Genomic DNA, 20,182 nt, shown 5'->3' with positions numbered 1-20,182 from the left:
TATTATAACTTTACTAAACAACTTGTTGCAAAATTTCTTCTGCCTTTAACTGATTACCTTTTATTTTAACGGTAAGCAAATTTCCACATTCGTCCCTTTGTTTACTTCACTTTCAATACTAAGAGTTCCTTTATGCTGCTGGATAATATTAAAGCAGATCATTAACCCTAACCCAATACCGTCTTCTTTAATACTGTAAAATGGTTCACCTAAATGTTTAATGCGATCTTTTGAAATTCCTACACCTTCATCAATAATTTGAATATGAAGGTGATTGTTGTCTTTTTGTCTCAGCTCAACTTTAATTTCGCCTCCGGAAGGCATTGCTTCAATCGCATTTTTAAGAATATTTATAAACACCTGTTTCATTTGATTGCTTTCACAATATACAAGAGGCAATTCTCCATATGAGTGAAGTTCAATAAAAATGTTTTTCATGGTTGCTTGAGGCTGCAGCAATAAAATCACTTGTTGAATTAATAGCTGCAAATCAATCGACTGAAATGTTACAGCCTGTGGTTTTGCCACAGACATGAATTCATCTGTAATCATTTCAATACGCTCAATTTCAGAGGATATAATGTTCATATAGGTTAACTCTTCTTTACTCGCTTTTTCAGTTAATAGCTGCATAAACCCTTTGATGGCCGTTAAAGGATTTCTAATTTCATGAGCAATAGCTGTAGCAAGCTGACCGACCGCTGCTAATTTCTCAGATTTCTGCAACAGCTCTTCTGTTTCTAGGTATTCTGTCCTGTCTCTTGAAACAATAAGAAGCACTTTTTTGTTTTCTATATTGAACAATTTCCCACTATATTCTAGTTTTTTTACTTCTCCAGACTTAAATGTAAACTGTGATTGCAGCGTGAAAGAAAGATTTCCTTGGCGAATTTCTTCAACCGTTTTTCGAACAATGTCAGAATCTCTAGGTATAATATCTTGGCATGGCATGGATAAAAGCTCTTCTCTCGTATATCCAAAGCGCTTACATCCAGCTTCATTTACTTCGATAAAACGAGAAGGAAAATGATTAGAACCTATTTCAAGTAAATAAATTGCGTCGTTTGCATATTCAAATAACGTTCGATATTTCAACTCACTTTCCTTAAGCTTACGATGCAGCAAGTCAAGCTCTTTTCTCGCTTTTTTAGCCTCAGATATATCCACACATACTCCAGACAAACCTATTAACTCATCTTTCCCATTAAAAATTGGCGAAATAGTGATGCGAAGATCTACTAAACTTCCGTCTTTACGAGCTCTTACAACTTCTACTCGATTGATTGCCTCTTTTTCAGCAACCGTCTTTTTTATATTCTCATGTACGTCCTCACTAAAAGCCCCTGCTATTTCGTAATATGTTTTCCCAACTACTTCGTGGGCTTTCCAGCCATATACTTTTTCGTAGGCTTCATTAACTCGCAAGATCCGCCCTTCTAAATCAGTTATGATCACCGCATCCATGTGATGATTAATAAAAGACTCCAGCTGTTCTTTCGTATATTCCAGTTCTTTTTTCACTATTCTGACAAAAAAAGAATCTTCTTCATCCTTACATGAATCTGATCCAGCATAAGCAGCTTCTTCTGCTACAGCGTAAAATTTACGATAAAATTCTATCGTCGCTACAGCTACTCCCAGTCCGAGAATTCCGAACACTAAATATTCTATTTCGCTATAAAACGGCGACTGAATAGGTGTATTCCAGAAGTAATTCGTCAGTAAGACATGAACAATAAAATGAATAAAAAAACAAAGAAGAGATTGTTTTAATAAAGAAAACTGCTTTCTATATCGAATAAGAGGAAGGGAAAATAAAAAGGTAAAGATTAAAATTAAGATAGTCAGTAACCAATGACTTTCTAAATAGATACTGCACACAGCCATAGTGATACCTGCAACTGCACCGGCTCTATAACCAAAGTATAGAACGGTCAAAATAAGAGGAAGAAAACGTAAATCATATGTAATCTGTTGATACGTAACGCTATATATCATAAGAATAGCAGAAACAATACTTGCATAAATACCACTCATCCATTTGTATTTATGGGCTAGACGCTGCAGCAAAAATATTCGTATCGCAATCATAATACTGACAAAAAACGAAAAAATACATAAGTTAACAAATAATCCGCTACTAATCACTCCTTCTATTCCTCCTTTACTTGTAAATATGCGTGAAATAATTCCCTTATATAGAGAGTGTAACATGAATAAGCGCTGCTATTTATAAAATTGATAAAAAAAACTAGTCTCGCCCGAGGCAAGACTAGTTTTTTTATTATCTATGCTGATCTTGATACATAGGTCCTTCTGAAATCATATTGCTTTCAGAAACGTACGTAGGATCTGAATGCGCATCTTTATTTAGGCTAGCATTTACCTGCTGTTTTTTAGATAAACTTGAAAGTTTTACTTTGGCACTTCGAACAAGTCCTTTTACTTTTCGGCGTTTCGCAGCATCGCTTAATAGATAAGACGTAATGCCGACTCCTACCGTTGATAGTGTAATACCTGATATCAATGCTTTTTGTTTTCGTTTTCTCATAATAACTCCTTCCTTGTACCTTTTTGAATCTTACAATAACTTTTCCCTCTCAGGTACTCTCTCAAACCAGATTATTCAGATTATTCACTTCTTTAATAAGACGCTGCAGCGTGTCCGCTCCTGCTATTCCATCTGAAAAAAGGCCATACTGATTCTGGAATTTTTTCACTGCAGCGATTAATTCATCTCCATAGAAACCGTCTGCTCCAAACTTCGGAAGAGAAAAACCTAGCGTAAGTAAGTTTTGCTGAATTTGTTTGACTCCTAACCCTCTATCACCTTTGGAATAGCCAAATGGTCCTTTTGTATTATTCGTCATAGAGAGATTTGTTGTGACTTCTTTAAAAAATGAGCAGTCCATTTCATTTATATCCACATTTGTAGAAATTCCTTTTACTCTGCCAGAATCCGTATACTGAAACATTGCCCACCGCTGCCATTGACTTAGCTCACCAGGGTGCTGCATACCGCCTTGTCTGTTGTTTGCACTATATCTTGCTACCCACAAAGGATACTTACTTATTTCAGTTGTAAAAAAAGTTTTAGCAAAATGATAATTAGTATATACGATAGGCTTAATCCCTGTTGTTTTGTGAACATGCTCGAGCCAGCTTACGGCAAAGCGAGAAACAAATTCTTTGGATTTTTTCTTATCTTCTTCTAGATCCAAACACGGCGGAAGGTCTAGTTTCATTTGTCCAAGCTGAGCAATAAAAAAAGCAGCTTCTTTCTCCGGGCTATTTGTACAGTGAGCATAATGATAAAATCCTACTCTCAAGCCCGCATTTTTAGCACCTATATAATTTTCATAAGATCTAGGGTCTACAAAAGTTCCGCCTTCTGTTAACTTTATATACACCCCTTTCACTGAGGTGTTTTTTATTTCTTTCCAATTAATGATTCCTTGATGATGAGAAACATCGAGAATAATAGGATTATTTAAATGTCGACTTTGCATAGTTTTCACCTCTTTTGCTAGCTTCCTTATGTATACGACGAATATTTTAAAACCCCTGTTTTTCCGGATCTTGATATTCTTTTATAACGATGTGTAAAACGTTGCTCATTTGAATAGCTAAATAAGCTTCGTGTTTTTTGTCATAATAACGATACCATCCTTGCGTATGAATAATAGATTCCTCAAGCTCTTTTACATTTTCTGATTCAACCAATGTACTGATTGATTTTTCATTTCCAAAATAAAACTTCACTTCGTACGTCACGTGAATCCCTCCTTTATAAAGATGTAAATACCCTAATCGTATGTACTTGAATCTAGTACAAGGTAGTGTAAAATTTCTTTTAATCCGCTTTCTCTTTTTATATGTTTATTTAGAACAATGTTCATTTTATTATAAAACAAGAAGCCAAGCAGCTCAGAATGCTTGGCTTCTTGTTTTATTTTGATGGATGAATCATATTAGCTGGATTTACCCATTGCTCAAATTGTTCTTCTGTCAGAAGGCCTGTTTTTACCGCTGCTTCTTTTAATGTCGTTCCTTCTTGATGAGCCAGCTTGGCGATTTTAGCCGCATTTTCATACCCTATGTGCGGATTTAACGCTGTTACAAGCATAAGAGAATTTTCTAGATTATGCTGGATTTTCTCTTTGTTGGGTTCAATTCCTACTGCGCATTTATCGTTAAAAGCCTGCATGGAATCTGTCAGCAGTCTGACTGATTGTAAAAAATTATAAATAATAACCGGCTTAAATACATTTAATTCAAAGTTTCCTTGACTAGCCGCAATGCCAATCGTCACGTCATTCCCTAACACTTGTGCAGAAACCATTGTTAGAGCTTCACTTTGAGTTGGATTTACTTTTCCAGGCATAATAGAACTTCCTGGTTCGTTAGCAGGAATCGTGATTTCACCTAATCCGCTCCGAGGACCGCTTGCCAGCCAGCGTACGTCATTGGCGATTTTCATTAAGTCAGCTGCTAAGGCTTTGAGTGCACCATGGGCATAAACCACTTGATCGTGACTTGTTAATGCATGAAATTTATTAGGTGCTGAGATAAATGTTTTTCCAAGCGTGCTGCTGATTTCTTTCGCTACTTCATCGCCGAAGTCAGGATGTGCATTTATCCCCGTCCCAACAGCTGTACCGCCAATAGCTAGCTCCTTCATATACTCTACGCTTTGTTTAATCATTTCTTCATTTTTTTCGAGCATATGATGCCATCCGCTAATTTCTTGTCCTAGTGTTAGCGGTGTAGCATCTTGTAAATGGGTTCTTCCTATTTTAATAATATCTTTAAACTGCTCTTGCTTCGCAGCAAACGTTTCTTTTAATGTTTTTAAAGCAGGCAATAATTGATCTTCGACTTCTAGTACAGCTGCAATATGAAGAGCTGTAGGAAAAGTATCGTTAGAGCTTTGTGACATATTAACATCATCATTTGGATGGAGCGTTTCGTCGCCGTTTATTAGCTGGTTTCCCCGGTGGGAAATCACTTCATTTACATTCATGTTTGATTGCGTTCCGCTTCCTGTCTGCCATACTACTAAAGGAAAATGTTCATTCCATTTCCCTTCAATAATTTCGTTAGCAGCTTGCACGATGGCTTCCGATTTCCCTGCTGATAGTTTGCCTAGTTTATGATTGCTAATAGCCGCACTTTTCTTCAGAACCGCAAAAGCGCGTATTACTTCAATCGGCATTTTTTCAATCCCTATTGGAAAGTTTTCTTTACTTCTTTGCGTTTGCGCTCCCCATAGTTTATCTTCTGCCACTTTGATTTCTCCAATTGAATCTCTTTCGATACGATAGCTCATAGTTAGAACTCCTTTTCAATATTTTCTTTACCTATTAGTATTGATTATATGGATGAATTTCATGACATAATAACAATTATTCACTGTTGAAAATTCCCTTTTTTCTATTTTTTAAACGGGCTTAACTTATTTGATTATTTAGCTCATAGTTTATTTTGATTTTATGTTACAAAAAAAGATCCGAAGAATACGCTCTTCAGATCTTTTTAATAAGTCCAATTTTACTTATGAATCCATACAGCACCAGCTGAATTGTCTTTTGCTTCACCAATTACGTCTAATTTTAATCCGTTTTGAGGAAGCAAGCGGCCTGCATCTTTAATTCTTTCATCTAAATACGATTTTTTATCGTTAAAGCTTGTAACACCATTTGATTCTTTAGATGAAATCGTTCCCCACGTTTTATGAGAATATGACCAAGCAGGTGATTTATCAAATGAGAACGCGGCGTCTGCAATTTGATATCGGCTTGAATTTGCTGTAGTGCTAATACCATTCACATTAAAGTAAAGAACTTTATGAGCATGTGAATCAACTACACCAAGGAATCCTTCACCCGGATGTTGCCCTACCCAGTTATCAAGATAGCTTTCATCTGCGTACCAAAGCAGCATGCCTGTATTATATTTTGCACCGCGCGCGAATTGAAGTGCTTTATCACTGCCTGCATAGTTTCTCCACTCAAGGTAATAATAGTTATCTTTATAGCTGATGCCGTTTGTCTTTTCAAATCCATCTAACGTTACTTTTGGAGCTCCTTCAGCATCGTCCGTGAATACCGTTTTTCCATCTACTACTAAACTAGCATTATCAAGAGCGAATCCTTGAAGAGCAAGTCCGCCGTCCGTGACGTATTCAAATTGAAGCTTGATTTTTTTACCTTTAAACTGCGTTAAGTCATAACTTTTATCTTCCCAGTTTCCGTTAGATGTTTCAGCAGAACCATCTGCATTATTCGCTTTATCACCAATTGTATCTAACAGAACTTTTGAACCGTCAGGAAGAATCGCATTTACATATAAGTAATCGTATTCTGCCTCTACTTCATAGAACGCTTTGTAATTGAATTTAGCTGTGTTGGCCGTTGTTAAATCAAACTCTGGCGTTGTCATCGTCGTATGCAGATCGTCTCCGCGTTTACTGTAATAATAGTTGCTTCCAAACTCAGGCTTAATACCTTGAACAGCTTTTTTAGGTAAATTAATCTTTACAATACCTGGTCGTTTAGATTTTGTGACACTTTGATCAACCACGCTCACAGAGCCCGATTTTGTAATGTTTTTGCTGTCAATTTGTTGAATATTTGCCCAGTTTCCACCCATATTTGCTTGGAAAAACTCTTTATTTTGCGGGGAGAAACTTGTCGGTTCTGTTCCAGCTACTTCACCAGCCCAGCTCCCTCCGCTCATAATTGACCAAACGCCTACCGGCTCACCTTGACCCGTATACTGTGTATCATACTCATCCGGCAAACCTAAATCATGGCCAAATTCATGAGCAAAAACCCCAACTGCTCCGTCTTCTGGTTCGATTGTATAATCATAAGCAGCCATGTTTGTTCCAGGAACTTTATATACTTGTCCCAAAGTAGAGCGGTGAGACCAGATAGCATCGTTTCCTAGTTTACCTCCACCTGCTTCTTGCCCAGTTCCAGCATGAATGACCATTAAGTGATCCACTATGCCGTCAGGCTCATTGCGGTTGCCATCTCCATCGATATCATATTGATCGAACTGATCATAATCTGAAAGGTTAATGCCGCTTTTTGCTGCTGCAGCAAGCGCTTCTTTTACAAGGTTACGAGGCCCTTTGGATCCAGGCGCATTATCGTTTCCTCCCGCTGGATTGTCTGCTCCGTATTCTTTTGCGTTTCCAGGTACGGTTAACCAGTCAGAAACCGTTCCATCTACTGTGTAACTACCTCCAGACTGTTCTTCATAATATTGTTTAAACGTTTTAATTTTCTTTCCGTTGAATAGCGTAAAGTCTTTCTTTCCAAACATTAATTGCTGATAGTGATTTCGGTTAAAGTCTTTTGCATACATGTAACCAGGTTCTTGAACGACATTATTGTGCTTGAAGTCTGCGTATTCGACTAAAAGTACAAGAACTTTATCTTTTCTCACTTGTCCGTTATATTTTGCCTGAGCTGCAGGTTTAACGTTTACCCCGTTCCCCGAATTGTTTCCTTGAGACTTAATGTTAGCAAATTCGCCTCGTTGAAACTTTTCTTTTTGTTTTGTTTGCATTTCTTTCGCTTTCAAATCAATTTTGCTAGCTTTATGTCCTTTCATGCTCTCTTTATGTGCATCTTTTTTGTTTATGTAAGAAGTAACGGCTTTCTTCACTTCTTGCGGTGTTGCACTTTGAGAAATAACTCCTTGGTTTTTCAGTGCGTTAGCCAATCTTTCTTCCGGTACTGTATTCATATCAATTGGTGAACTCGGAAGTTCCTCCGATTGTGCGGTTTTAGCTGAAGCAGTACTTCCATTCATAAGTACTGGTCCCACTCCGCTTAATGTAACAGTTGTGGCAAGAAAAGATGTCCCCAAAATCTTTTTCCAGCTTTTCAAGTAAACCCCTCCATTTTAGAATTTTCAAACTATTAGCAAGATTTATTTTATATTCTAAAACTAGGAAGGTCAACTACATTTTACTATATTATTAAAATTTTTTGATTCTAGTAGATAATGTAAAATAGTTTTATAGTATGTAACTAGTTTTCTTTGCCTGACAATTAAAATGTCTGATAAACCCTTCTTGCGTATGCAAATTCCATGCCAAATCGATAACCACAACTAAAACTGTATGAAGCGTATTTTTTTAGGGAATTAGAACCACCTTTTCCGTATTACTATTATATAAAAACAAAAAATTCCCCATTATGGATACAGAAAGATAAAAAAATCACTTCTCGATAGACGAGAAGTGATAACCTTTGTATGCAAGTAAATTTAAGAATGTTCTTTTTGACGATGCAGCAAGATATGATAGAGCGACGTGCTCCAAATAGACATATTGCGCGCTGCGATTTCATAAGGTTTTTCATCAATTTTAAACAAGAAATCCCCTTCATAACTCACGGATTTCCCTTGCTTTTCCAGCTCTTGTTTAACAGCTTCAATCCATTCTACTGCATTCGTATAATGTTTGTTCAAACGAACTTTAATAGTTTGATTCCTGTAATGAATAAAAGATGTAATTCCCCAAAAAATTAAGACAAGAAAAAGTACCATATACAGCAATTGCATGATAACGATCCCCTTCTTCCTTCATTTCATTATTTTCAATGAAGACTTAATTTAGATGAGTAAATATTACTATTCTCCTTTGCTATCGTCATCTCCTTTAAAAAAGTAAATTCCTTTTCCACGTGGGCGTATAAAATAAACCCGTGTACATGCTTGCTCATCTTTTTTACTAACGTTTTCTGTTAAAAAATGATAAGCTAATAGAATGATAAATAGAAAGGGAGGGCGACGAGTTGTCAACTGAACAAGTGAAATTAGCAGCCGTTTTAGATGTTGAAACAACGGGATTAAGTGCTCAAACATGCGATATTATCGAACTGGCAATTGCTGTTGTTTCTTATGATTCTTCTACCGGAGAAATAATCGACATTGTAGAAGAATATGAAGAATTTAATATGCCTTCAACTCCCATTTTCCCGTACATTACAAACTTAACGGGAATTACAAATGAGATGGTCAAAAATAAAACATTAGACGATAAAAAAGTGGAATCATTGTTAACTAGCGTTTCGGCTATCATCGCTCATAATGCTTCTTTCGATCGCAGTTTTCTTTTAAAACGGTATCCATCTTTATTTAACCAAAAATGGCACTGCTCTATGCGTGCTGTCAAATGGAAAGAGTACGGCTTTCCTAATAAAAAACTAACAACGCTTCTTGACCATCATAAGATTGAGAGAGAGCACGCTCACAGAGCTATGGATGACGTGAAAGGAACCATTGACTTGCTAAGACAGCAAAATCCTAGCGGAGAGCCCTATTTTTCTGAAGTATTAAAAAAAGCAATGAGCAAACCTAAAAAAACAGCGGCTTCCACTCGTTTTTAACTTAATAAAAAAAGCGCAGCTTCTGCGCTTTTTTTGTTTTTATTTGCCTATTTCTTAAGTGTTGAGTTATATGTTTGAGGAATATGGTTGTAAACGCACCGGAAGAAAAAGAAAAGTGCCTGCTTTCAAACCAAAAAATCGCGGAGGAACAAACTGAACAGCTGGTGTTTACAGACATATACGAAATCAGCTGAATTGCTAATAATCTAGAAGATTCAAATTATACTTCTCTTACCTTTTGGCTTTGAAGGTCGTGATGCGTTTGTTCTAGTTCACTTAAATTCAATTCGTACAAATGTCTCCCGTCTTCTGCTTTAAAGTAACCCGATTCAATAATTTGATTCATTAAAAGATCTTTCTTTTGCTCAAATGCTTTTTCAGATGTCATGTTATCATCTCCTTTTTTAGGTGAATATCTTTCATAGAAAAGACGTACACCGCTTGTGGCATACGTCTTGTTGCTTTTCACACTCGTTACCTATGTTTAAAAACAACACAATCGTTACATTTTATCGAGAAGGCTGCTTACGTCTTGCAGCCATATTGAACATTTTGGTGATGCACTACTTTTATACCCTTCATGATGTTCTTAAAACGCAATTGGAAAAAGATTTTCATAAAATCTGTTTGCCATCTACTGCCCCGCTTTCAAAATGCGGCTGTGAGGCGATTTTTTTTGTTGCTAAACTAACCACCATTAATACAACTAAATTAATAAATAAAGAAATGACGCCGACATTTGTATCTTTAATGATTTGTGGCAACGCAGGAAACAACGTGCCAAGCGTTGTTTCAGTAATCGTTATATACATCACAGACGCAATGCCGGCAACAATACCTGCACACGCCCCGTATTTAGTCACGATATTGTTTTTCATTAAACTAAAAATAAAAGCAGGAAACAGCTGCGTCACAATGCTGTAGCCCATTAGTAAAAGCGTTACAATTGTATTCCCTCCATGAAGTGTAAAATAGACTGAAACAAGCGCAATGACTGGTACGAAGCATTTAGCCAGTATCGAAATTTGTTTGCCCGTCGCTGAGGGAACAAGCACGCCGTAAACGTTCTTAGATAGTGACGTAGAAGCTGCCATCAAGAGCATCGATCCAGGCACAAGCGCTGTTAATAAACCAGCTGCGCCGATAAAGCCGACAATCCACGGGTCAAATGTTTGAATGGAAAGACGAAGCAGTGACAAGTCCGCTTCTGCGCCTTGTAGTCCAGGTACCTGCATAAGAGCAGTAAACCCTACAAAAAAGACAAAAAGCAGCATTAACGTATAAATAGGACTTATAATAGAATTCTTTCTAAATACATTCTCGTTTTCAGCTGAATACGTTGCATTAAACGTATGCGGCCACATGTAAAATCCTAATACAGTCAGCATGACTGTAGAAATAAACCACGAAATACTTAGACCTGTCTTGGGAAGAGTAAGAAACGTTGGATTTGCTTGATGCACAGCCTCAAACATTGGCTGTAAGCCTCCGTAGTAATGAAACGGCATATATATTCCTAAAAATAAGACAACAATAAAAATCATAATATCTTTCACAATAGCCGTCCAAGCGGAACCATGTATGCCTGATATCATTAAGTAAACCGTTAATGATATGGCTCCAATCCAAATGGCTGCAGTTGAAGAGATAGAGCCATAAGAAGCTTCAGATACAATAATGCCTAGGCCTTTGAATTGTAAAATAATATAAGGAACAATTGCCAGCACCCCTGCACATGAAACAACGATACCAAGAAACGGACTTTTGTATTTTGAAACAAAAAAATCCGGCTGAGACATGAGCTTATGCTGCTTCGCATATCGCCATATTTGCGGACCAATCCAATAACCTAACACGTACGCTAAAGAAATATAGGCTAAAATATAAAACGCCGGCCCTCCTTTCCCATATGCCCAAGCGCTTCCACCTAGAAACGTAAAAGTAGTATAGATTTCACCCGCCATCAAAAAGAAGACAAAAATAGTTCCAAAACCTCTGCCCCCTACGCTCCACTGTTCCAAATCCATTTTTTTGCCCCGCGTAGCTCGAATTCCAAGATAAATAGCTAAAAGTAAAAAACCGAAAATAATAATCAGTGCGGTATTCATTGTTTATCTCCTCCTTTAACAGCAGGATCGAGCTTGTACACAATACCCATAATAAAAGATGTAAGTATTACCCACATAACAATCCAAAAAAGAAAAAAAGGCATCCCTAAAATAAACGGCGTCACTTTGTTAACAAAAGGCAATAAACCTAATATTCCTACAAACGGAAGCAGGCAAAGAAGATAAATGATTTTCATAGAACTCCTCCTTAATCACACGGCTTATCAGTACTTATCTAAGGCTTTAACTATCTCATTATGTACTTCTCTTATTCTTCTCTTTACACCTCCATTCTTGAGCTAAACGAGACGTTTGTCATAGAAAACCGCCGTTTGTTTGCTCCTTAGTATCTTCCATTTGTCCCCATATGAAAAGGAGTTTGTAAGACATGCTTACAAAATTTTGAATGCAGCAGAATATTATTTCATATTTTTATATACAGAATATAGACAAACAAAAAAACGGAACTGAAAGTAAAGGTCTCAAACAGTTCCGTTTCGATCTAGCATTTCTATACTTTATTCCTCTTCTTTTTTCTTTACACCAAGCGAAGAGAGCGCTTGTTTTAAATATCCGAACGTTTCAATTTTATTAAAACTGATTCCTACATTAACAGCCGTCTGAGCCATGTCAGGACTCACTCCTGACATAATCGCATGGATGCCTAGCAGCTGTAAAATGTTAATCAAATCAAAAAATTTGTGAGCGACATACGTATCTACATAATTTACACCCGATAAATCAATGACTAAATGCCTTATATGTTTTTCTGCACACCTTTTTGGAACAACCTCGATAATAGAATCACCTTTGATTTCATCAATAAGCCCTATCAAAGGCAAGACCGCGATGTGGTCTACAATTGGAATAACAGGAAAACTCGTTTCGTCGATTAGCTCTTGCTGAAGACTTATTTTTTGCCTTGTGATTTTATAATACTGTTCGGAAAATTCATTAATGAGTTTATCAAATGTTGTATGATAAACTTCACTCCAAGACAGTATCTCTTCTTTTGTAATAGATGAATGTATCAGGCTATATGTTTTGACATATGTCCAAATAATTTTTCTTGTTTTGCTTAGCGCTTCTACTACTTCGTAAATCGGCGTATCAAATTTAATTCTGCTGTTTACTACTTCCGTCGTCCATTTCATCATACGTTGTTTAAAAATCTCTTGATCGTCAAGAAAGCCGCTCGCAATTGTTTCGATCGTATAACGATGCTGCTCACGCAGCTTTTTCTCAACTGATGCGTCTGCGTCCTTTGAGTAAATCGATCCTTTAATATTACTTCTTTGGCGCAGCCATTCTTCACTGATAGAGGCTGAATTCTCTAAAATATATTCAAAAAGACGTTGATTTTGTTCACTCACTACTGTTTAACCTCCGTTCACTTTCTCCTTCTGTCCAATCACTTACAAAACGCACCTTATGAGAAATTCATGCTTCATATTTTTTCCTCGTCCATCTCTATCATACACGATAACCGCTCTGCATACTTATAGAGAATTAGATATAAACAAGCAGGTATTTGATTATCTACATAGATAAACTGCCGTGTATGATGCAACTATCATTTATTTTTACATGAAAGGATGTTAATTGTATTGAAAAAATCAATTATTTTGTTGGGGCTTCTCGCTACAAGTATTGGATTATCCGCTTGTTCAAACCATACAACAACTTCTTCTGCTACAAACTCTTCTGCACATTCAGGTCATGAACATCATAAAGCTGCAGTTGCTGATATTCGGGAAGAAACTCCAGGAGCAGATGTTTTACCACAGTTTTTGAAGAACCAGCCTAAAGACATGAAGCTAGTTTATCTATCCGTTGCTAAAAATCGTGAACTACTTGAAAAAATCCCTTGCTACTGTGGATGTGGAATGGAAGCGAATCACAAAAATAGCTATGACTGCTTTATTTTTAAAAACAAAAGAAATGGAGCAGTTGTCTGGGATGATCATGGAACAAAATGCGGATTGTGTATAGAAATTGCAGCTAAAGCTATGCTCGACTATAACCGAGGCAAATCAATAAAAGATATTCGCAAAGACATCGATGAAAAATATAAGGAAGGCTATGCACAACCCACTCCTACTCCTTCCTTGTAGAACATTGGCATTGTTCAAGTAAACATTCGCGACAGATATATGTAAAAGTAGAAAACATCAAAAAACACTCAAATAACTATTTGAGTGTTTTTTGTGTACTATTCTTTCACAAACTCTTTTGTACTTCTTACTGTATCAATTGGACGCACGAGTTTCTCAATTTCTGCACGTTTCGGCTCTAAAAATGGAGGAAGTGATAATTTTTCTCCGAGCGTTTCGTAAGGTTCATCTCCCATAAATCCTGGTCCATCTGTCGCAAATTCAAATAAGATTTGCGGAGCCACTCTTGCATATAACGATTCAAAGAAGTGACGATTCACATAACCAGACGTATGGAAACCGAAGCTTGGCATTCGGTTAATCCACTCTTCAAGAGCCTGTCGATTTTCTACGCGAAAAGCAACGTGATGAACCGTTCCAAAACCTTGCTGAGCCTGCGGAAGTTTTTCATTATGTTCAACTACTACTTGCGCTCCGTTTCCTCCTTCTCCTACTTCAAATAGGTGGAAATCTCCTTCTTGAGCAATCTCTTTAAATAAAAGGACTTTTTCTATCATTTCTTTAAAGTAATTAAACTCGGCGATACGAATAAAGATAGGACCGAGTCCCGTAATAGCGTATTGAAGAGGTACAGGACCTTTTTGCCAAGGAATGCCTGATTCAACTCCTTGGTTTCCTTCATCGGAAATTAACTGATACTGCTGATCATCAAAATCAACAAACGAAAGCGTCTTTTTCCCAAATAGCTCTTGAATCCCCGTATGCTTTACTTCTAAGCGATCAAAGCGCTTTATCCAATAGTCTAAAGCCTCATCATTTGGAACGCGGAAAGATGTTTTTGAAATTTCATTTGTTCCGTGAAAACCTTTTGGGATGCCTGGAAAATCAAAAAAAGTCATGTCCGTTCCGGCACTGCCTTTATCATCTGCAAAAAACAAATGATACGTTTGAATATCATCTTGATTGACCGTTTTTTTTACTAAGCGCATGCCTAACACATAGGTAAAAAATTCATAATTCTTTTCTGCACTGCTCGTAATAGCCGTTACGTGGTGTATTCCTTTTAAGTGGTTCATTCTACATTCCTCCGGGTAAATCGTCTAGTTTATCATTCGTTATTTATCTTTAATTTAAATATCTTTAATTAAAGATAATATACCATGATTAATTTTCCTTTGTCAATAAAGTATGGATGATCTCGGAAGGAAATATGTAGGTTTTTACATTTTAGCAAAATCTCATAAATGAGGACGGACCAAATTGGTAATAAAATACCGTATTGTTGCCTAGTTCCTTCTCTAACCTATACTAATTTATTTCTCTTACACGATATCATGTTTTTAAACCTTTGTCCGGTATTGGCTGAGATCATCACCCAACAGGCAAACATCAATTAATTCAATAACTCCCGGCAGCTAACTTTTTTAATCTTTTTATATAAAAGGAATAGTAAGAAAAAACTTCATCACATATACTATATAAATTTATATAAAAGGCAGGGATATCATGAAAGCACAGCGCTTGGTAGATAACAAAAAAGCAACATACAGCAAGGAAGTTCAGAAGCACTTTAACCTAAAAATAAATGGAAAAATTTATACACAACCCTTACCGCAATCACCTTCCTCATCCCCTATGCAGAAGAAAAATCTTAAATACAAACCTCAAAATAAAGTTCTGCGCACGTATGATAAAAAAGATCAAGTGGTAAACGGCGCACAAGAAAGGCTCATAAAATCTGCCAAAACTAGATTAACTAAATACGAAAAGCTTCTATTAAGCAATCAGCTTTCAGAATCCGCGGCTCTTTACTCACCTTTTGGGTTAGAAGAGCTCGTGCGAATGGCTAGTAGAGAGGAGTGAACGATTTGTGTTGGGTGAAAAAGTAATCATTGATACAAACATTTGGGCTTCACATGCGCTTAATTATCCAGAAGTTGTGGAATATATTAATGAACTTATTTCAAATAATACGGAATTTTTAATGCCTACCGTTGTACAAATGGAACTTCTGTCGCATTGGGAAGTAGAAACAAATCCTCAAGTCAAAGCAGTAAAAAATCATTATATTTACGATATGACCGATAAGATTGTAGACGTTACAAGTGAAATTGCACAGCTAGCAGCTCAAATTCGCAGAAAAGCCAAAATAGAATCAAATAAAAAAATTAAAGGCCCGGATGCGATGATTGCCGCATCTGCTTTTATACATAATGCAAAACTAATTTCCAACAATAATAAAGATTTTGCTTGGATTACATTTAATTTCAGCTATCGAGGTCAACCATTATCTTATGTAAATCCTATTAAAGACACGATTGCTTACGCTTCTTTTATTAAAAGCTTTGAACCTCCCAACCTTCCCGGTGCTGATAACTTACAAGAAAACGAGAAGGAAAGTTAATTTGTTTCTGCTTTCAAAATACTCCTTGTCTCCCGCCTTTTTCAAATTAAAAGTTTGATGGGTACATACTCCAATTCTTTCTATATTGAATACAGTAAAAAGCATAAAAACTTAGGCGGTGAAAAGAGTGAATTACCCATATTACCCGGAACAACCTTTAGAAGAGTATCAATATGGCTATGATTATTATTCCAATCCCCAGGAAACTGAAGAAAGATTTCCTTATGGTTATTATCCATATCCTCGCCCACGTCCATTTTATCCTTACCCTTACCCACGTCCTATTTATTACCACCCCCCTTACTTTTACCCACGTCCTCGTCCGTTTTACCCACACCCAGTGTATTGGAGATAAAAAAAGAAGAGCTGTCAGCTCTTCTTTTTTGTTTCTTGATATTTAGACATCTCTTCTTTAATAATGGTCACAAACGCTTCATTTTGCTCAATTTCAAAAACAGTAATAGCTTTTTCTAGGTAAACTATTCCTTCTTTAAGCTCACCAAGCTGACAGAGTGCTTCTCCAATTTGATAGTGCAGTTCTCCTAATAAATAAAGCGTCTCATGCTGAATACACAGCTCTAGTCCTGCTTGTGCATATTTAACCGACTTTTCATAACGTTCCATTTGCAAAAGCGCATGTGATAATCCATATAAAATTCGAATTTTGACAAGAGGATCTTTTAACTTAGGAAGCAAAGCAATATGCTGCAATCCTTCCATAAACGTACTGAACGCTTTTTTTAAATGACCTTCTTCTTCGTAAATAATGGCAATACTATTTAAAATAGCAATCTCCTTTTCTGAATAAAACTGTTCGCTCGTACGCGTGAACGCAATGGCTTTTTCCAATTTACGAAGCGCTTGCTCAAATTTATTTCCAATATAATAATCACATATGGCTTCGTGCCATAGGAAAAATTGTGCGTGAAAAGGATCTTGAAACATAGGATTATCTTTTTCTTTATCCACCATATGTAACACGGTTGCATAATCGCGTTTTCGTATATAATGCCTAATGGTCGATTTAATTTCTTTTGAATAATCGTTGGGCGTTAGCTCTCCTGCTTCAAAGAAATAATTCATCGGAACCCCTAAGCGTTTCGATAAATGATAGAGAACTTCACTGCTTGCATGAATTTCACCTTGCTCAAATCGATGTAGCTCTTCTTCTGTACAAATTCCTTCTGATAACTCGACAGTTGTCATTTCCGCAATCTTTCGCAGATCTTGAATCAGCTGACCTACTTGCTTTTTATCATTCAAAAAATCACCTTACTTAATGTAAATAAATGTTTTTATCCTACTTTTCTACTATACTCCAAATAAAATGACTTTAAAAGAGATAATGGGCTATTTTTTGAAACTCTTGTCAATCTTTTCTCCCTATCAACACAGAAAAACAGCACATCAATGTGCTGTTTTTCTCAAGTTTATGTGCTTTATGACACTATATATCCTTAAATAGAATCAAATACTTGACGCAGTTGAGCTGCGCTTTTATTAATTGCCTGCTGAGCAAGTGGGACAAATTCATGAAACCCTAAAAATCCGTGAATCATCGTTTCATAATTTTCGTAGGTGACGGGAACACCATGATTTTTTAATGCGTCCGCGTAGTCTTTTCCGCTATCTCTTAGAGGGTCGTACTGTGCTGTAATAATGGTAGCGCTTGGTAGACTCGATAAATCTTCTAGTAATACCGGAGCATTATAGGGATGCTGTTCTTCTTCTTTATTATTTAAGTACTGAAGGCGAAACCAATCCATGAGATCTTTTGAAAGAAGGTACCCTTCGGCGTTTTCTTTCATAGAGGCAGGATGCTGATTTTTAAATCCTACAGACGGATAAATAAGCAGCTGATGAACAATGGATGGACCTTGTCTTTGTTTTGCTAAAATGCTTACAACCGCAGCAAGGTTGCCACCAGCACTATCTCCTCCAACGGCAATTTTGTTTGAATCGATATTTAATTGAGACGCGTGAGCTGAAATCCAATCCAGGGCGTCATAGGCATCGTTCACCGCAGCGGGAAATTTACTCTCAGGAGCAAGGCGGTAATCAACAGACACTACAATACAGTTTGTTTCATTTGCATACGACCTGCATATGGAGTCATGAGTATCCAGGCTTCCTAATACCCAGCCTCCTCCGTGATAATAAACAAGAGCGGGAAATGGCCCTGTTCCTTCAGGCTCATACACTCGTATAGTGAGGGTACGTTCATTTAATTGGATTTCTTCATTATATACTTTTTTAACTGCTTCTTTGGAAGGAGTTAAAGACATCTTTTCCATTTCCCTCAGCTGCAGGGGTGTAACGTCCTCTAAAGAAGGACGGGGCATTTCGTTATATTGATTTAGAAATATTTGAATATGCGGATCTAACGGCATTCTTCTTCTCTCTCCTTTCAAGGTAACTCTATATGTAATGATGAATGAAATTTCAGAAAAAATCCAATATATTGTCTTCTCGGCAGGCTTTTGTTTGTTTTAATTAAAAATGGGTATAACAATTAAATAAAGAGGATGATATTCGTATATATTTTATTCTCACCTATATAAATATAAATACGTACAAAGGAGGCACAATGATGATTATGGTTTATATAAGCTTAGCTGTTGTTTTGGCATCACTTGCGTATCTTATTTACGCAGGCGTATCATTTAATAAAAAAATCAAGCCAACTGTGAACTCTGTAAATGCCACTTCTCAACATCTTCAAAACGAAACTGATCATATTAAAGAAAAAACAAACCATTTAAAAGTAACACAAGCAGCGATTAAAACGGATATACAGTACAAAAAAGATTCGGTCAAATATACAGCCAACTCATTTAAACAGCTTGTTAATAGTTTTAAACGTTAAAAAAGGAAACCTTTATAAAGGTTTCCTTTTTTATTACATCGCCTGAGACGTATCTTTAGGAGGTGCAGCCGTTTTGTTTCGGTGATAAATAGCATTAATCTCTCCTCCAATGACGAGAATTAACCCCGTTAAAAATAGCCAAAGCATCAGAACAATTACGCCTCCTAAGCTTCCATAAGTAGCAGAATAATTGCCAAAGTTGCTTACGTAAAATGAGAACCCTAAAGATGTCAGCTGCCATAGTAGCGTAGCAGCGAGTGCTCCGGGCCATACGTGAGCAAAAGGAAATGTTTTATTTGGCGCTAATCTGTATAATACGGATAAAACAAGTACCATAATGCCGACACCAACAATCCAGCGCAGAATATTTAAAACCACTGTTGTACCTGAAGGAAGAGAAAACCATTCGCTTATCCAATTTAACAAAACCCCTCCGAACACTGGTAAAAGAAGCGATACAACAATTGTTACAATTAATCCAATTGTTAAAAGAATGGACAAGCCTCTTACTTTAATAAACGAGCGCTGTTCTTTCACGTCGTAGGCTTGGTTCATTGCACGAATAAAGGCGTTCATACCGTTTGAAGCGGACCAAATGGTGCCTAAAATCCCTACAGTCAGTAACCCGCCGTTTGGTTGGCTTACAAATTGAGCTACGTTATCCTTAAAGATTGCAGCCGTTTCTCCCGGCATAACGCTTTGAAGAAGATCGATTGCCTCTGCCGGTTTAATCGATAGATACGGAACAATCGATATCAGTAAAATAAGCATAGGGAATAATGATAGCATATAATAATAGGCTTGCTCAGCCGCTAGTCCCGTTGCTTGGTCTTCTTGAATTTCTTTACCAAGACTTTTTCCGAATGATAATAGCTTTTTCATGATAAACCTCTACTTTCTCTTTTTTTGTTCTTTTCCCATTTTATGCACTTTTCAACCTTGAAAGTGGAGAATTTCGAGCAAAATCTCAAATCAAGCGACCATGAGAAAGTAGAATGATGTTTCCTACACAAAAAAAGTTCTGGCTCAAAAGAGCCAGAACTTTTCATCAAAGTATTTATGTAGAGCAGACTAGCGAATGTGTCCTTGTGCACCGCTTAATTGCTGCTGCGCCATTGCAACAAGATGCTTCGTCATTTCTCCACCAACAGAACCATTTGCGCGAGCCGTCTGCTCAGCGCCAAGCTGAACGTTAAGTCTTCCCGCGATTTCCGTTTTTAACTGATCAAGAAGCTGTTCAGCACCTTGAACTAAAATAGGATTACGATTTGCCATGTTTATCA

The 20,182-nt window shown here is 36.9% G+C and carries 21 protein-coding genes; 5 read left to right on the top strand and 16 right to left on the bottom strand.

Annotated elements, in window-relative coordinates; all coding sequences use genetic code 11:
- Positions 1 to 60: 60 nt before the first annotated feature.
- From ACH0CI_RS17720 to ACH0CI_RS17690, 7 genes are all read right to left on the bottom strand, one after another.
- Entirely contained in the window at positions 61 to 2,148 is a 2,088-nt protein-coding gene (locus tag ACH0CI_RS17720) for a PAS domain S-box protein (RefSeq protein WP_406901973.1), read from the bottom strand.
- 136 nt (positions 2,149 to 2,284) lie between these two features.
- Positions 2,285 to 2,551, bottom strand: a complete 267-nt coding sequence (locus ACH0CI_RS17715; protein ID WP_028413373.1) for a hypothetical protein — start codon at positions 2,549 to 2,551, stop codon at positions 2,285 to 2,287.
- A gap of 61 nt (positions 2,552 to 2,612) precedes the next feature.
- Positions 2,613 to 3,509 (bottom strand): GH25 family lysozyme, encoded by an 897-nt coding sequence (locus tag ACH0CI_RS17710; RefSeq protein ID WP_406901972.1) that lies wholly within the window; start codon positions 3,507 to 3,509, stop codon positions 2,613 to 2,615.
- 46 nt (positions 3,510 to 3,555) lie between these two features.
- Positions 3,556 to 3,774, bottom strand: a complete 219-nt coding sequence (locus ACH0CI_RS17705) for a hypothetical protein (RefSeq protein WP_108674720.1) — start codon at positions 3,772 to 3,774, stop codon at positions 3,556 to 3,558.
- 175 nt (positions 3,775 to 3,949) lie between these two features.
- The gene (fumC, locus tag ACH0CI_RS17700; RefSeq protein WP_034266080.1) at positions 3,950 to 5,329 is read right to left on the bottom strand and encodes a class II fumarate hydratase; all 1,380 of its coding nucleotides are present in this window, start codon (positions 5,327 to 5,329) and stop codon (positions 3,950 to 3,952) included.
- A 221-nt stretch (positions 5,330 to 5,550) separates the two neighbouring features.
- Positions 5,551 to 7,902, bottom strand: coding sequence for an immune inhibitor A domain-containing protein (locus ACH0CI_RS17695; protein ID WP_406901971.1), 2,352 nt, complete (start codon positions 7,900 to 7,902; stop codon positions 5,551 to 5,553).
- Between the two features lie 381 nt (positions 7,903 to 8,283).
- On the bottom strand, positions 8,284 to 8,580 hold the full coding sequence (locus tag ACH0CI_RS17690) for a hypothetical protein (RefSeq protein WP_028413377.1): 297 nt from the start codon (positions 8,578 to 8,580) through the stop codon (positions 8,284 to 8,286).
- A gap of 233 nt (positions 8,581 to 8,813) precedes the next feature.
- Between ACH0CI_RS17690 and ACH0CI_RS17685 the strand changes: the two genes are divergently transcribed.
- Positions 8,814 to 9,407, top strand: coding sequence for an exonuclease domain-containing protein (locus ACH0CI_RS17685; protein WP_195693981.1), 594 nt, complete (start codon positions 8,814 to 8,816; stop codon positions 9,405 to 9,407).
- Positions 9,408 to 9,627: 220 nt separating this feature from the next.
- Here the strand turns inward: ACH0CI_RS17685 and ACH0CI_RS17680 are convergent, their stop codons facing one another.
- From ACH0CI_RS17680 to ACH0CI_RS17665, 4 genes are all read right to left on the bottom strand, one after another.
- The gene (locus tag ACH0CI_RS17680) at positions 9,628 to 9,795 is read right to left on the bottom strand and encodes a Fur-regulated basic protein FbpA (RefSeq protein ID WP_080754423.1); all 168 of its coding nucleotides are present in this window, start codon (positions 9,793 to 9,795) and stop codon (positions 9,628 to 9,630) included.
- Between the two features lie 226 nt (positions 9,796 to 10,021).
- Positions 10,022 to 11,515 carry a sodium:solute symporter family transporter gene (locus ACH0CI_RS17675; protein WP_028413379.1) on the bottom strand — a complete coding sequence of 498 codons (1,494 nt, stop codon included), beginning with the start codon at positions 11,513 to 11,515 and terminating at the stop codon, positions 10,022 to 10,024.
- Positions 11,512 to 11,712 carry a DUF3311 domain-containing protein gene (locus tag ACH0CI_RS17670; RefSeq protein WP_033578956.1) on the bottom strand — a complete coding sequence of 67 codons (201 nt, stop codon included), beginning with the start codon at positions 11,710 to 11,712 and terminating at the stop codon, positions 11,512 to 11,514. The genes ACH0CI_RS17675 and ACH0CI_RS17670 overlap by 4 nt, the downstream gene beginning before the upstream one ends.
- Before the next feature lie 321 nt (positions 11,713 to 12,033).
- Positions 12,034 to 12,888: an STAS domain-containing protein gene (locus ACH0CI_RS17665; RefSeq protein ID WP_335707067.1), complete on the bottom strand. Its 855-nt coding sequence runs from the start codon at positions 12,886 to 12,888 to the stop codon at positions 12,034 to 12,036.
- A gap of 234 nt (positions 12,889 to 13,122) precedes the next feature.
- Between ACH0CI_RS17665 and ACH0CI_RS17660 the strand changes: the two genes are divergently transcribed.
- A complete protein-coding gene (locus ACH0CI_RS17660) occupies positions 13,123 to 13,629 on the top strand; it encodes a PCYCGC motif-containing (lipo)protein (RefSeq protein WP_335707066.1) in 507 nt (168 codons plus the stop codon).
- 98 nt (positions 13,630 to 13,727) lie between these two features.
- On the opposite strand, the gene ACH0CI_RS17655 is transcribed toward ACH0CI_RS17660, so the two are convergent.
- Complete coding sequence (locus ACH0CI_RS17655) at positions 13,728 to 14,705, bottom strand: ring-cleaving dioxygenase (protein ID WP_335707065.1); 978 nt, start codon at positions 14,703 to 14,705, stop codon at positions 13,728 to 13,730.
- A 430-nt stretch (positions 14,706 to 15,135) separates the two neighbouring features.
- Between ACH0CI_RS17655 and ACH0CI_RS17650 the strand changes: the two genes are divergently transcribed.
- Together ACH0CI_RS17650 and ACH0CI_RS17645 are read left to right on the top strand one after the other, a co-directional pair.
- Positions 15,136 to 15,492 carry a hypothetical protein gene (locus ACH0CI_RS17650; RefSeq protein WP_335707064.1) on the top strand — a complete coding sequence of 119 codons (357 nt, stop codon included), beginning with the start codon at positions 15,136 to 15,138 and terminating at the stop codon, positions 15,490 to 15,492.
- 7 nt (positions 15,493 to 15,499) lie between these two features.
- Positions 15,500 to 16,033 (top strand): PIN domain-containing protein, encoded by a 534-nt coding sequence (locus ACH0CI_RS17645; RefSeq protein ID WP_047750993.1) that lies wholly within the window; start codon positions 15,500 to 15,502, stop codon positions 16,031 to 16,033.
- A 369-nt stretch (positions 16,034 to 16,402) separates the two neighbouring features.
- Here the strand turns inward: ACH0CI_RS17645 and ACH0CI_RS17640 are convergent, their stop codons facing one another.
- Both ACH0CI_RS17640 and ACH0CI_RS17635 read right to left on the bottom strand, forming a co-directional pair.
- Positions 16,403 to 17,296: a helix-turn-helix domain-containing protein gene (locus ACH0CI_RS17640; protein ID WP_406901970.1), complete on the bottom strand. Its 894-nt coding sequence runs from the start codon at positions 17,294 to 17,296 to the stop codon at positions 16,403 to 16,405.
- Between the two features lie 194 nt (positions 17,297 to 17,490).
- Positions 17,491 to 18,423 (bottom strand): alpha/beta hydrolase, encoded by a 933-nt coding sequence (locus tag ACH0CI_RS17635; protein ID WP_274863875.1) that lies wholly within the window; start codon positions 18,421 to 18,423, stop codon positions 17,491 to 17,493.
- 200 nt (positions 18,424 to 18,623) lie between these two features.
- Between ACH0CI_RS17635 and ACH0CI_RS17630 the strand changes: the two genes are divergently transcribed.
- Entirely contained in the window at positions 18,624 to 18,899 is a 276-nt protein-coding gene (locus tag ACH0CI_RS17630; RefSeq protein WP_406901969.1) for a hypothetical protein, read from the top strand.
- 33 nt (positions 18,900 to 18,932) lie between these two features.
- Here ACH0CI_RS17630 and ACH0CI_RS17625 read toward each other — a convergent pair whose 3' ends face one another.
- Together ACH0CI_RS17625 and ACH0CI_RS17620 are read right to left on the bottom strand one after the other, a co-directional pair.
- On the bottom strand, positions 18,933 to 19,781 hold the full coding sequence (locus ACH0CI_RS17625) for a YihY/virulence factor BrkB family protein (RefSeq protein ID WP_033578946.1): 849 nt from the start codon (positions 19,779 to 19,781) through the stop codon (positions 18,933 to 18,935).
- A 189-nt stretch (positions 19,782 to 19,970) separates the two neighbouring features.
- Positions 19,971 to 20,174, bottom strand: coding sequence for an alpha/beta-type small acid-soluble spore protein (locus ACH0CI_RS17620; protein ID WP_013056997.1), 204 nt, complete (start codon positions 20,172 to 20,174; stop codon positions 19,971 to 19,973).
- Between the last annotated feature and the right edge of the window lie 8 nt (positions 20,175 to 20,182).

This window comes from Priestia sp. 179-F W1.4 NHS, assembly GCF_045369295.1.
Lineage (GTDB): Bacteria > Bacillota > Bacilli > Bacillales > Bacillaceae_H > Priestia > Priestia zanthoxyli.
The sequence above is the reverse complement of the archived record's forward strand: the minus strand, read 5'-3'. Positions and strand labels throughout refer to the sequence as shown.